Source organism: Brevibacillus sp. AG, assembly GCF_028369215.1.
In the GTDB taxonomy this organism is placed as follows: domain Bacteria; phylum Bacillota; class Bacilli; order Brevibacillales; family Brevibacillaceae; genus Brevibacillus; species Brevibacillus porteri.
The window spans coordinates 124271-137442 of record NZ_JAQMYO010000007.1; the positions used below are offsets into that span (position 1 = coordinate 124271).

Consider the following 13172-nt stretch of genomic DNA (forward strand, 5'->3'; position numbering starts at 1 on the left):
CCTACGTATCAATGCCGCTTTCACCGAGCCACCATCAGGCTATACCCGCCGCCTTTAGCAGACGAATGATTAGCTCCCTGCGCGTTCCCCGCGCCTTGCGAGCCAATGCAGCCAGCTTCTCCGCCTTGCCCCAGATCGGGTACAGTACCCGCTCTGCCTCGTCATCCGACAGAGTCTCTATTTGCTTTACGAATAGCGACAGCTTGTCTTCGCTTTCCAGCTCCGGTTGAATCTTCAGCTTTAGCGAATCATGGGAGCGCAGCAGGCAGGCGATCAAGGTCGGAGTCGAGCGTTCCGTTATGCCATAGGTTTCGGCAAAAACGACTGTGAACTTGTCATGCACCAGCTGATGCTCATCATCCACAAAGTCCATGTAAGCTTCAACAAGCGGAAAATACCGCTCGGACGAAAGCCCCAGCCCGAACACAGCATAACTGCCCGGCATTACGCTTCTTTCGCTTTCCGTATCCTCGTACCATTCATACTCTTTCATCGCCTCTCGAGCGTATTCCTCCAATAAAGGATGTAGCTCGGAATAAGCCAGAGCATTCGCAAAAAATCGGTGCGTGTCCGATTTGGCTAGCCCCTTGATGGGTAAATTCTCTCTCACGCTAGATTTTAACTTGATTTTATAGCTTTTCGGGAAGTCCTTTCGGAGCAGGGAGAGAATAAACGAAATCGCCCGCTCGTACGCCCCGGCTTCTTCCTTGCGAATAACGATTGTGAAGAGGGAAAAAACATCGTTAGCCTTACATTCGACCAATTCATGACGCATATGGACGTCTTCTTGCGAGAAGCTGTCGCTGCCCTCCTTCAGCATACGCGCGGCTTTACCGCTACCAAGCTGCTTCGCCAGCTCCAGAAAAGTCTGGCCCATGAATTTGTTGAAGTCCGGCTCGTAACGAATAATCATCACCGCTCCGTACAACAGAAGGTCGATAGGCTGATTCGGCTCATCCTTATTCTCAAAAACAGCATCCGGCTTGATCACATACTCATTGGTCCTGTATTCGGAACAGGTGACGTCATAGTAATGAGGCAAAAATACATTCTCGGCCCAGTCGGTCAAAGCCCTAATGATATCTCTTCGATGCTCCGCGAGAGCCTCAACCCGTTCTTTATTCAACTCCTGAATCCGGTCAAATAAAGCTATCGTCTTTGCGACTTCCGGTTCGGGGAACAAATACGGATCCAGCAGATGACGCGCCAAAAAGAAGGTTTCCCGCCTGTTTGTCGGGTAAGAGCCCTTCTCCAGTTTTTCCTCCATATAGGACTGAATTCGCTCCAGAAGCTGCCGCTTTTTCTCTTCATATACAGTTTCCAGCACCGTTAATTCCACAAGCCCGTCCATCGTTGCAAAGGTTCCTTGGAAGGTAAAACGGTAGTTGATCAACGGCGACGTTTCCAACTTGTTCAGCCTCTCCCTTACGATTTCCGCCAACAGGGGCTGAACCTCATGCAATATCTGCTCCCGCGTAAAGGGTGAAGCTTTCATCGACTTTTTGCCTGCGGCACTCCCCACAGATTTCGAACTGTCAACCCTAGTCCTGCCCGGCCGATAATCCAGCATGACAAAGTTAAAAATGCCTACTTGCAGCGTGGTGCGTAAGACCACTTCCGCTGCGTCCTTTCGATTCTCCTGTTCGTCAAACCATTTATGAATGGCCGTTTTCATCTCTCCCAGCGCTTCTTTCTGCAATTCGTTCATTGTCTCCCGCCTTTTCGCGTGTTCCGTCTTTTCTCAACATAATCATACTATGAAAATGGAAAATCTTGTTGAAACTATATACCTCTCCCTGAGATCGGCTAAAGCTCAATCCTTAGTCCGTTCCTTTATATCAATAGCAAAAGGGAGAACGCCATAGAGGTCGTTCTCCCTTTTACGATTTTTCGCCGTCACTTATGGTATACCTTTCGTCTAACGAATCAATTTGTTTCGTTTTGTTTTCCACCTGTAACTTCAATTCATTATAACGTAGTTCTACTGGTTGCTTGTCCTGTGAAACATCTTCCTCAATCTTATTCAGCACTTCATCGACCAAATCCATGCTGTTAACAGATTCCCTTAACACATGCAAAACCTCTTGTTCAATCCAGTCAGCCCTAATTAAATTTGAGGAATATTCTGACCTACCTTTTTGGTGGTATGCCTGGCACATATAGTATCTTCGGTAAAAGGGCACATTTGAAGAAATGCCTGAAAGAAACGGCAAACACCCAGAAATTATTTCAATAGAATTATGGGAGAAAGTCCAAGCAATAAATGACCTGCACAAGAACTCCTTTACAGCAATCAAATCTCATAGTGGGAATTACTTTCTAGCTGGTGTTGTTAGGTGTTCGAAATGTGGGGCAGGGATGGTTATGCACAAGAATAAAATCCGTGTGAGGTGCTTAAGCTGACACTGGGTTAAAGCATGCGTGCCGAAAGGAATGATTCCGTTCCATGTAAGTGTAAGGCTATCACAACAACAGCTCCATGGCTGCGCGTTCTTTATCCGCAATCTCGAGCAACAGCTTAGACGCATGCACGAGCTCTTGGTGATCACCTGTTCTTCCTGCATGGTCGATTGAAGCAGAGACGCTAACCCACATGGGAGCGATCTCTGTAAACATACAGTGGGCTTGTTCGATCCTCGGGTCCTCCAGCCGATCAGCACAATCTCTCAAATAATCCCTATACAGATTCCGAAATAAAGCGCCGCCGGTTCCCGCCCGCTCCATTAGCGTCGCGGTAAGACATAAATCATGTTCGAAATTGTTGCTGCGAGAAGGCCACTTCAAGATTTCATTGCTCATTTTAACAATGCCTTTATTACCAATATTCCGAATAGTCTGGTTCAGATAGTCATGCGCATTCATGGTCAAGGATTCGCGTATAGCAGGAACAAGCGGAAGCAATGTGTCGTTTGGCTCGATCGTAAAGGAACGATTCCGGGAGCTCATGGGTCCCTTTGCATTTCTGGCAGCGGCCAAGCTTGTCAAACGCGTCTTCACAAGTCCACCCTGTTGTCTGGTGTCCGCCATGTAGGCGTATTCGTCATCTATACCGTAAAGTACAGCATAGTGACCGGCGAAGTGCACTTTGTTCTTAAAATAATCCAAGTAATAGGCATCTAATTTAAGCCCAACCGGAATGCCGTGTTCGATGCTGCTTCGGACGTTCTGCCACGCCTTATTGACGGACGAGGTTTCTTGATATCTGACGTTCAAGCCGAGTCGTTCGGCGAGATAAGCGGTCAGTTTATCCGGTTTTACCCTTCCTCCGATGAAGGGGAAGTCCATTCCCTTCGAATCCCAGTATATGAATCCAAGCCCTTGCCCGAGTCCGAACAACATCGGCTCAGACAAGCGAACTCCCGCATATTGCATTAAATTGCCCATGGCGGTTGTTTCGCAATGTTCGCCTTGATAAGGAATGAAACCTTCAATAAATTTGCCCATGTCTACTTGCCTCCTCCAATAATTCATGTATTAAACGGCTAACGAACACTTGCTCGCTCTCGATTAAGCTGAATGGATGCAAGAACAACGCCCTTACGTTCAGCGGCAAGCTAGCTCCGCCTTGTGATTCGTACTTCTGTCTTATTTTTATCGAGGCTTGTTCAAGAAAATCCAGTCGTTTCCGTAAAGCAATGACGGCCTCTTCCTTCCCGATATGGGGCAAAGCGGCCAAACCGAGATCGAAGCGGTTGTCACGTTCCCGTGTAGACGACAGACTATCAAGAATTTCATTTCTCAGCTTACGTATACCCACTTCGGTGAGGGCAAACCGGGTAGGCGTTGGCCCCTTGCCAGATTTCTCGTCGGATGTCTCAGGTGAGATCCATCCTTTATCGCTAAGTTTCTTCAATCCTGCATAAATCGAAGTTGTACCGATATTCGCCCATTCTTTATAACCTCGCTGCTCGACTAACTTCATAATATCGTATCCGGAAGCTTGACGATGTTCCGCGATCATTTGCAGGAGCATGAATTCGACATTCGATAATGTATGCATAGAGAGACTCCTTATCTTGAGTATTTCATATATGGAATATAACGTAGGTGTAATAAAAATTCAATAACCCAATCTGCTAGAAAACTACAGCTTGAGAATGTTTAAATCAGGAACTGACGAACTTCCGAATGTACGGGTCTTGAGGCGGCACTTGAGCTCGCGGCATCGACCGATCATGCCGATCTTTTTTTGTACCCAGGTGATCAACACTACTTTGCGGAAAGACAGTTAACGGAGAACGTTAGTTCAACAAAACAGCGGCGAATAAAGGCTTTATTTTATAGCCTTTATCCGCCGGACTACTATCACTATCGTCTTAATCTGCTGATATAACTACTATCAAACACTATTTCTTTTCTGATTGTGTGTACCATCACTTGTGATAGGGCTCTCCGCGCTTGATCTTAAACTGCCCGTTAGCTTGTACCAGCGTCGCTGACACCACCCGCAAAGTAACAGAAGATGATAAGAGAAACTTATTGATAACCTCGTTATACACAAACTGCGCATCAGTGATCCCAGCTTTGAATATACCTCAAGTGATTTACGACTTTCATGGGGGATCGGATTGTTCCCTTACACCAAACGAATATGAAAGCAGGTATCATCGATCGGCGGCTTTGACACACGGGGGCATTTACAGTGGACAAAAATTTTGGGGGTGAAGGTGTGTATGGCTAACTATAATCAGCGTCAATGCGAACGAATAATATATGACAAATTAATGGAAAAGGGATACTTGATATCTAGATCTTCAAATGATGTACCCAAATACAGTATTCATGAAGAAGAAATACAGAAAGGGAAGCAACTCCTCCATTCTATAGTTGATCGACCCGGCCGTGCCTTGGGGACTCCCCCTCCGCCGTTCGAGGTGCGAGAATCTTCCTCGGGAGGGCCATGCCGATGAGGGCTGCTACGGAGGGTCAGCAGGAGCACATCGAGACGCTGCCGCTGTTCTCCACCACGGACAAGGACGGACGGATGACTATGCTCCTGCCGGGACGTCGAGTCGGACGCGCGGCTCCGTTGCTGCCGTGGCTGCTCGCAGCCGCTGTACTGTGGGCGCTGACAGGCTCCGTGCCGTTCGGTGCCCTGCTTGGCCTGGCGCCAACACCGGCGATCAGCATGTTCCTCGGTCATCCGGTCACGGTGGGCGTCGCCGTGGTGCTGTTGTTCTTCGCGATCGGTGCGACCGGCGGAGTGTACTCGCGAGCGGTCGAGCAGTTCGGACAGACCAGGGTCGCCGGCTTGTTCGTGTCGCTTGCGGTCTCAGGAGGACTCGTCGCAGACGCGGGAGTCCTCCTACTCTGGACGCTGACAAGCGATCCGTCGCGACCATTCGACCTCGAGGCCATCGCAACGTCGCAGACGATCCCACCAGAGCTCGGCGCCGTCGTCGGAGCCGGCTTCGCCCTCTGGGCCGCCATCGCGCTCCTGCGGTTGCCCGGGTCGATCGCCCACGCCCGGCGGCGTCAGACGGACATCGCTCGCCTCCGCGTGGAGGGCTCGTCATTCACCGGGACGCTGACTGACGTGAGCTTCGCGAACCGCTGGCTCTTCGATCTCCCGATGTTCACGGTCGAGGTAGGTTACATTGTCGACGGTGCTCCTCGTGTCATCTCAGCGCACATGCGCACCAGCGCCGACCGCGTCCCCGTCGTCGGCTCGCGCATACTCGTGCTGACCGACGATCGCGGAACCACCCACTTGGAGCTGGACTCGTCCAATGTAGCGACATTCGAGCCGGACGTAAGGAAGTACGCCGCACCGGACGGCTGATGCTGCTGCCCTGACCGCTTCAACAATGGTCGTCAGCGTCTATTCAAAAGTCTTTATTCCCTCTCCAAAATAGAGACCTTTTGCCTGATTTCATTCAGAACTTCTTCCCAATGAAGCTTCATTTGCTCTCGTGTATTCTCATGATCCAAATTCTCTTGATGAAAACTAATTGTCGTTCGGTCAGCCTTGTCGGATAGCAGCCGGATTTGCAGGGTGGACGGCTTTTCCCAATCCTTCATCGACCACTTTAAACGAAACTGCCGGAGCGGCTTTACAACACGAAACTGACCCGATATTCCTTCGCTGGAAATAAAGGTCTCCCCCTCCCTAAAGGTAAGGTTCGATACCTGTCCAAGCCATAATCTCACCCCTTCGGACGAGGTTAAAAACGCCCATGCCTGTTCTGGGGTAATCGGCATCGTCCTGCGTACACCTACTTGGAAGCCTGTCGATGCCGTTTGACCAACAATTTTGCGTGATTCGGTATTTTGATCCTTCATCGGAACACCTCTTCGATCATGTTTGTTAGCACTAATTTTTCATGAATGCAAAAATTGCGTTTTTTCACTCCGTACTTGGAACCAAACTTTTATTCTCGAATGGTTTCGAGAGAACAATTAAAGGCGTTGAAAATCCGTAAACGTGGCATGTATCCAAAAAGGCGGCCAGTGACTCGGTCGTCTCAGTCAGCACCTTCATCAAATAATTGTACTCCCCACTGATCCTGTAGAGATCGACAATCTCAGGTGCTCGTTCGCAGAATGCAATGAAATCCTTACACACACTCGTTTTAAACAGTACATATGCAGTCGTGTGCTTGCCGAGCTTCTGGGGAGAAAGCTCCGTCCGATAAGCGGTTATGACGCCTTGCTCCTCCAACTTTCGCACTCTTTCCGTTACAGCTGGCTGCGACATCGCAATCATACGGCTCAACTCGGAAATGGGAATCCGGGCATTATCGTGAAGCACTGTCAAAATTTTATGATCGATTTGGTCCATCCACACAGCACCTCATTTTTCGAAAGTGGAATACCTAAAACAAATAAAAATGTAAGGTAAATGACTTGAAATCCCTTCAAAAACTTATGTAAATTGTAAGCGTTCTCCCATAAAATGTCACTCATAAACAGAAGAGGAGAATGAGAACATGACATTTACCGTAAACGAACCCATAAACATTGGCAACTTGCGCTTAAAAAACCGGCTCATCATGTCGCCCATGCAGCAGTATCGGGGAACTCCTGAAGGTTTTGCCACGGACCATCATATCGAATTTTACAGCCGTAGGGCCAAGCATGTGTCCCTGGTGATTGTGGAATCGACCGCCGTCTCAGCCAACGGCAGACTGTTTCTCAACGACATCGGCATTTTTACCGACCAACATGTGGAGCCTTTGCGCAAAATAACAGAAGCTGTTCACGCAGAGCACACCCCGATCTTCCTCCAGTTGTCGCATGGCGGAAGGAAGGCTTCGCCTGATGTAACGAAGCAATTGGTCGCTCCAAGTGCTATTGCGTACGATGATTACTACGGGACCCCTAAGTCGCTGTCTCTTGCCGAAATAAAGAGCATCGTCGAAGAATACCGTTTGGCGGCAAAGAGAAGCGTCGAAGCAGGCTTTGATGGCATTGAACTTCACGCGGCGCACGGCTTTTTGCTTCACCAATTTTTATCGCCTTTGTCCAACACGCGGACGGATGCCTATGGTGGCACTTCCGAGAACAGGGCACGATTTTTGAAAGACGTACTTCTGGCGATTCGAGCCGAAGTAGGACGGGAATATCCAGTTATCATCCGTGTTTCTGCCACAGATTTTGTCCGAGGCGGTCTAACACCAGAAGACTGGGTGCAAATGCTAAAGCCGATTGAGTCCGAATTGGATGCGATCGATGTCTCGACAGGGGGGCTGCTCCCGATCCAGCCTAGTGACGTCTATACGGCTTATCAGTTGCCTCATGCAGCTGCGATCAAACAACATGTCAGCATTCCGGTCATTGCCGTGGGAAAAATCTATAGCCGCAGTCTTGCCAATCGAATTCTCGAAGACCATCTCGTCGATAGTGTCGCGATTGGTCGCCCTCTCTTGGAAGACCCTGATTATGCAAAACGTCTTTTATTTGCCTAATCGACACAGGAATGACCCCAATTTGTTCACTTTCTTCATCAAAAAAAATGGTAGGATAGAGGCATCACTTCATAAAAAATGAGGAGAGTCTCAAGTGCGGGTACATCCAATTTACTTTTTACGTCTTACAGGCCTATTCGATGGCCTTTCCTTATTAGTATTGATGGGCATCGCGATGCCCTTGAAATACGTGTGGGGCTTAGACAAAGCCGTAACCATCATAGGAAGTATTCACGGCGGGATATTTTGCCTGTATGCTCTAGCGATACTCTATGCGGCCATTCGCGTGAGATGGAGCCTGCTCTGGTCTCTTGCTGCGTTACTCGCCGCTTTTGTACCGTTTGGGAACTTCTTTCTGGATCGCAGACTGAAAACGGCACAGGATATGTATCCTCTGAAGCCGTTTAATAATGCCCTGCTTGTATACGGCATCGTTTTTTTCTCGTTCTTTGATTTGTTCTCGCAACTGCCGGTCATGAGTACCTTTGCTGCTTCCGTAGGTGCCAGCTCATTTGTTATAGGTTTTGTCATCGGTCTGTATTCGTTAGCCAATACCTTTGGCAATATTATCTCTGGCATGCTGACAGATAAGGTTGGTCCATCCAAACCACTATTGATCGGATTGGTTTTATCAAGCTGTGCCTTGCTGCTGTATCACATCATCGATCAGCCGTTTCTGTTGATTATCGTGCGTATCATTCACGGATTTGTTGCCGGTTTGATAGTTCCTGCTGCTTTTACTTTCTCTGCGAATAACACTGCACATGAGCAGCAAGGACGAAAGGTTGCTTTCACCGGTACCTTTGTGGGACTCGCAGCGATTATCGGACCTGCATTCAGCGGCATTATGGCAAGCAAAACCTCCGTGCCTTTTGTCTTTACCTGTGTAGCTGTTATGGGCTTTTTCCTAGCCATCCTGTCCGTCATTTTTCTGCAATCCACTCAGGCCTGCAAGAAAGAGAAGCTCAAGAAGGACGTTCCAACCTCAGCCTTGATCTTCAATACGGGGATAATCAAAGCCTACGGCGGTGCCTTTTTGCTCATGTTTTCACAAGGTGTGATTGCTTACCTTTTGCCCTTGCACGTCCAATCGCTTGGATATGACTCGAAATTAAGCGGTACGTTATTGAGCACGTTTGGACTGATTGCTGTTCTGATTTTCGTGCTTCCGACCAATCGGATTTTCGATCGTGTGGCCCCTTCCAAAACGATGTCACTCGGAATTGGTTTCATGGGCGTGAGTCAGTTGCTTATTGGTCAATCCAACACGACATTGGCACTGTATTGCATGTTAGGACTATATGGGATAGGCTTTGCTCTCTTGTTTCCCTCTGTCAATACGATGCTCATTCAATCGACGCCGCAAGAATTGCGGGGGAAAGCACACGGTTACTTATACGCCTTCTTCTCTCTCGGTGTGGTCGTCGGCTCAGGCCTATTAGGGTGGCTGCCCTTCTCCATTGAGGAAGGGTTTCTGTTCACAGGAAGCCTGCTGCTCGTGTTTGCCGCTTTCATTGCCATGCATAAGCAACGAGAACGCTTGCTGAATCAACAAAATAATCGGTAGCAGCCGTCGTTTATAACAACAAAACCTCCTTAACCACTAAGCTAGTGGCGAAGGAGGTTTTGTGCTAATGCTTTCAACCGCGGAATCACTGCGAACCATGCATGCAGCCAACAGACCAATGCCTAGTACGATTGCAAGCAGTACAAAAGTAAGTCCATAGCTGCCAAAATTCATAATACGGATGGACAAGATCGGCCCAAGACTTGTTCCCGAAAACAAGATAAACGTATAAACTGAAACCGCAATTCCCCGCGATTTACCCCCTAGCTGTCCAATAAGCGTGATCAGGGAAGGAACGGATAACGCAATTCCGGCAACGAAAAGCACACTCGTACCAATCAAAAGAGCCAAGTTAGATATTATACCGAGGGAAGCCATACTGACCACTGCAAGAACTAATCCGCAGCGGAGCACGGTACGTAAGCCAAACCGTTTTGCCAGCCCGCCCGCCAGTGGAGAAGTGAGCATGCCCACTACACCAATCATTCGAACAAGCAGAATCTCCTTGTTGCTAAGCCCAAAATCGGGTCCCGCCAAATAACTCCCCAAAACCGTATACATATTAACGAATGACATAAGCAATACAAGAGCGATTATGTAGCTCAAGACGATATTTTTTTGTTTGAACAGGGAGGGGATTCGCTTAATCGGCTCCCAAATATTCACGGTAGCAAGAGAACTCTCTTCTTTTGGCAGCCACCTCATCACCACGAGCAGCGTCACGAAATAAATAGCAGCAAGCATATAAAATACGGCGTGCCAACTGTATTGCTGACTCATGAAGCTACTGATCACTTGACCAATGATCCCTGCCGCCAAAAATCCTGTGCTGATAAATCCGATTGCCGTTACCCGTTTTGCCGCAGGGAACATTTCCACAGCATAGGCGAGCGCAACAGGCGAGAACGTAGCTGCGGCAGCACCTTGCAAGCACCTAAGTACAATGATCCATGCGAAATCATTTGCACTACCAAGCAACAAAGAAAATAGAACCAGGGCAATCATCCCGATCACAATAACGTTCTTGCGGCCATACTTTTCGGACAACGGTCCATAAATCAGGCATCCTATGGCAAACCCAACCGAAAATGCGCTGCCTGCTGCTGCAGCCTGTGTCAACGTAATACGGAAAAGATCGGCAAAGATGGTCATAAGGGGAATCGTAACGTATAAGCTCGACATGACGACGATTCCAGACCAGCATAGGATTGCCGTCATGAGTGAGTAGTTTCGCTGTGACATCGCACACCTCTTTTTCAATTATTTACACCCATTATAGTTAGATTACCTAATTATATTCACAAAAAAATATGATCCTATCTTCCCACCCCCAGTTTTTCTTCCATGCTGCGATTCAACTTCATCAAGATTTTTTCCAGCAGCATCCGTTCTTCCTCTTCTAAGTCGCTCATAATGGAGGAGCAGGCAGACCAGAAAACTGGCAGTGCTCTGGCTACTAATTCTCTGCCTTCCTGTGTTAGTTTGACATGAATCTTGCGACCATCCAGCGTGCTTTGCTCCCTGATTATCCAGTGCCTTTTTTCCAGCCAGTCCAGCAAAGCTGTAACAGAAGCACGCCGAATGCCCAGCCTGTCTGCAAGCGAAGAGGGGGTGATAAGCTCTCTGTCTTCATGTAACGTAAGCAGAAGCAATACGTCCCATTTACTCTCCGTTATGCCGAATGTCTCCAAATTCAAGTCAATGGCGTCTATGGCGTTATCCCCCAGCCATAGCATCAATAACCCCAAATGAGCCAATTTGCGATCCGTATTTTGCAGAGCTGTTTTTTCCATCAGATCCAAATACGGCTGAATACCTAGTTTTGGCAATTGATCGGATGTATGCTCTCTCTTGTTTTTTCTGCTCATGATCCACCTTGAATATAATTAGATTATCTAACTAAAATCAATATAACGGATTCTTTTGGATTTTGCAACCCCCTACCTTACAGGGACCTGGCAAGACGAAAGCCGAGATCATCAATCCGAAACGTGGGGTGACTGCGACGGCGGCACGTCGCTCCACAGCCTCTGGCCTCTTCTGCCCAGCTGCCACCGCGAAAAATTCGGTAGGAGCCGTAAACGTTCACATCATAAAGGTCCCAGCACCACTCCCAAACATTGCCCAGCATGTCATAGAGTCCCCACGAATTCGGTAGCTTTTGTCCTACCACATGTGCTGTACCCTCAGCGTTCTCTTCGTACCATGCGATCTCATCCAGCTCGCCGTACCGATAACCACCCGTCCCTGCTTTGCACGCGTACTGCCATTCCCCCTCTGTCGGCAGACGATAGCCATCCGCTTCGACGTTCCATACGACACACTCACTATCTTCACTCATCGAGTAGCATTCCGTGAGACCCGCTTGCTGAGATAGCAGATTGCAAAACGAAATCGCATCGTTCCACGAGACATTTACAACGGGAGCCTCGGGGTGGTCATTCGGTCCAGTTGCTTTTTGTACAACCGAGAAGTATAACGCATTCGTAACAGGAACCGGTGCGAGTAAAAAAGCGTTCACCTCGGTTGTCCATGTCGCCTTGATTCGATCGTCCCGTAATTCGCTTTGCCCTGCTGGGATGTTCACCATCGGGTACGCCTGATCCATTTCTATTTCACCTGGCTTAACTTCTCGATCGCCTGCTCTTCGGTTGGCAAGAAAAAGATGTCGTTTCCGTTGTTGGATTCATAGATGAAGTCTTTTAGACTTTTACTTGTGTACACCGAAAAATCTCCTACAATCGCTACTTTCACGCGATAATTGATGAACTTTTGCAGGATCTCGCCAGCAAGGCGTGTTTTCAAATCGAAAAAGCTTTCGGTAATCAATGATTTGTTTATAATGATACGATTACTGTCTGCCTCATAGTGTACGGTTGCAATCAGATCCAGGGCTGACTGCACATCAATAATCAATACCTCGCTTCCGCTCACGATCGCAATGTTTCCCACGGCTGCTTCTACCTTTGTAATATTCATGTGTATCCTCCTCATCTTCTACTGGTAATCTGCCTCACATAATCCTCACAAATATATCGGTTGTCTTCGCCGTTTGCTGGCTGAACGCTCGCCACTCGAAAGAAGCTCAAACCCACAACCATCGCCATGAGTCCGTAGGCAGCGCTTTGCGAATCCTCTACGGACATAAGCCCGGTTTGATTCCCGTAATCAAAAATCTTGGTGATGCCCTGCAAATCTCTCGTATAACTCTTCGCAACCACTTCTTGGAGATTGGGGTCCAATGCGGCTTTGGAGAAGAATTGTACAAAGAGTCTTGCTTGATCTTCATGCGGGATGTACATGTCAGCGATGCCATCCAGCTGCGAAACATTGATCCCTTTTTCCTTATCGTTCACGTAGGGCGGCAAGATATGCTTCAGCGTAACGTCCATCATTTCCTGGGCTGTCATGGTGTTCTCAATGTCAGATTCGATTTTCAAGCCATAATAGGCCAAGAATGCCTGAAAGGCTTCACTCGTCAAATTATCCTTATTCTTAAAATAATACGTGACGACACCTTTTGAGCAGTCCGCATAGTCCGCCACCTTATCTAGTGTCATACCATCAATCCCGTGATTGCTAATACACGTTAGGGTCGCATTGATGACATCTGCTCGGCGCTTTGGTTCCATTCCTAATTTGGGCATGATCTTACCTCGTTTATTTATACTGTACGGTCGGAATAAAAAAAGTGTACA

14 protein-coding genes are annotated in these 13172 nt (G+C 48.1%); 3 read left to right on the top strand and 11 right to left on the bottom strand.

Annotated features, from left to right (window positions below):
- Nucleotides 1–34 precede the first annotated feature (34 nt).
- The 4 genes from POF51_RS19330 to POF51_RS19345 form a co-directional block, all read right to left on the bottom strand.
- Nucleotides 35–1708 (bottom strand): DUF6138 family protein, encoded by a 1674-nt coding sequence (locus tag POF51_RS19330; RefSeq protein ID WP_069845928.1) that lies wholly within the window; start codon nucleotides 1706–1708, stop codon nucleotides 35–37.
- Between the two features lie 172 nt (nucleotides 1709–1880).
- Nucleotides 1881–2072, bottom strand: coding sequence for a hypothetical protein (locus POF51_RS19335; protein WP_069845930.1), 192 nt, complete (start codon nucleotides 2070–2072; stop codon nucleotides 1881–1883).
- 391 nt (nucleotides 2073–2463) lie between these two features.
- Nucleotides 2464–3444: a BtrH N-terminal domain-containing protein gene (locus POF51_RS19340; protein WP_069845932.1), complete on the bottom strand. Its 981-nt coding sequence runs from the start codon at nucleotides 3442–3444 to the stop codon at nucleotides 2464–2466.
- Nucleotides 3428–4000 (bottom strand): PadR family transcriptional regulator, encoded by a 573-nt coding sequence (locus POF51_RS19345; protein WP_069845934.1) that lies wholly within the window; start codon nucleotides 3998–4000, stop codon nucleotides 3428–3430. The genes POF51_RS19340 and POF51_RS19345 overlap by 17 nt, the downstream gene beginning before the upstream one ends.
- Nucleotides 4001–4906: 906 nt before the next feature.
- Here POF51_RS19345 and POF51_RS19350 point away from each other — a divergent pair.
- A complete protein-coding gene (locus POF51_RS19350; protein WP_069845936.1) occupies nucleotides 4907–5782 on the top strand; it encodes a hypothetical protein in 876 nt (291 codons plus the stop codon).
- Nucleotides 5783–5835: 53 nt separating this feature from the next.
- Here the strand turns inward: POF51_RS19350 and POF51_RS19355 are convergent, their stop codons facing one another.
- Together POF51_RS19355 and POF51_RS19360 are read right to left on the bottom strand one after the other, a co-directional pair.
- Nucleotides 5836–6282 carry an SRPBCC family protein gene (locus POF51_RS19355; protein ID WP_069845938.1) on the bottom strand — a complete coding sequence of 149 codons (447 nt, stop codon included), beginning with the start codon at nucleotides 6280–6282 and terminating at the stop codon, nucleotides 5836–5838.
- Between the two features lie 64 nt (nucleotides 6283–6346).
- Nucleotides 6347–6781 (bottom strand): Lrp/AsnC family transcriptional regulator, encoded by a 435-nt coding sequence (locus POF51_RS19360; protein ID WP_069845940.1) that lies wholly within the window; start codon nucleotides 6779–6781, stop codon nucleotides 6347–6349.
- Between the two features lie 148 nt (nucleotides 6782–6929).
- On the opposite strand from POF51_RS19360, the gene POF51_RS19365 reads away from it, so the two are divergent.
- Nucleotides 6930–7907 (top strand): NADH:flavin oxidoreductase, encoded by a 978-nt coding sequence (locus tag POF51_RS19365; protein WP_271755927.1) that lies wholly within the window; start codon nucleotides 6930–6932, stop codon nucleotides 7905–7907.
- A 94-nt stretch (nucleotides 7908–8001) separates the two neighbouring features.
- Nucleotides 8002–9474: an MFS transporter gene (locus tag POF51_RS19370; RefSeq protein ID WP_069845944.1), complete on the top strand. Its 1473-nt coding sequence runs from the start codon at nucleotides 8002–8004 to the stop codon at nucleotides 9472–9474.
- A 36-nt stretch (nucleotides 9475–9510) separates the two neighbouring features.
- On the opposite strand, the gene POF51_RS19375 is transcribed toward POF51_RS19370, so the two are convergent.
- The 5 genes from POF51_RS19375 to POF51_RS19395 all read right to left on the bottom strand — a co-directional run bounded on the left by POF51_RS19375 (nucleotide 9511) and on the right by POF51_RS19395 (nucleotide 13121).
- Nucleotides 9511–10716, bottom strand: coding sequence for an MFS transporter (locus POF51_RS19375; RefSeq protein WP_069845947.1), 1206 nt, complete (start codon nucleotides 10714–10716; stop codon nucleotides 9511–9513).
- Between the two features lie 74 nt (nucleotides 10717–10790).
- Entirely contained in the window at nucleotides 10791–11342 is a 552-nt protein-coding gene (locus POF51_RS19380; protein ID WP_069845949.1) for a MarR family winged helix-turn-helix transcriptional regulator, read from the bottom strand.
- 77 nt (nucleotides 11343–11419) lie between these two features.
- On the bottom strand, nucleotides 11420–12082 hold the full coding sequence (locus tag POF51_RS19385) for a formylglycine-generating enzyme family protein (RefSeq protein WP_069845951.1): 663 nt from the start codon (nucleotides 12080–12082) through the stop codon (nucleotides 11420–11422).
- Between the two features lie 2 nt (nucleotides 12083–12084).
- Nucleotides 12085–12453, bottom strand: a complete 369-nt coding sequence (locus POF51_RS19390) for a DUF4180 domain-containing protein (protein WP_069845954.1) — start codon at nucleotides 12451–12453, stop codon at nucleotides 12085–12087.
- 11 nt (nucleotides 12454–12464) lie between these two features.
- On the bottom strand, nucleotides 12465–13121 hold the full coding sequence (locus POF51_RS19395; protein WP_069845956.1) for a TetR/AcrR family transcriptional regulator: 657 nt from the start codon (nucleotides 13119–13121) through the stop codon (nucleotides 12465–12467).
- Between the last annotated feature and the right edge of the window lie 51 nt (nucleotides 13122–13172).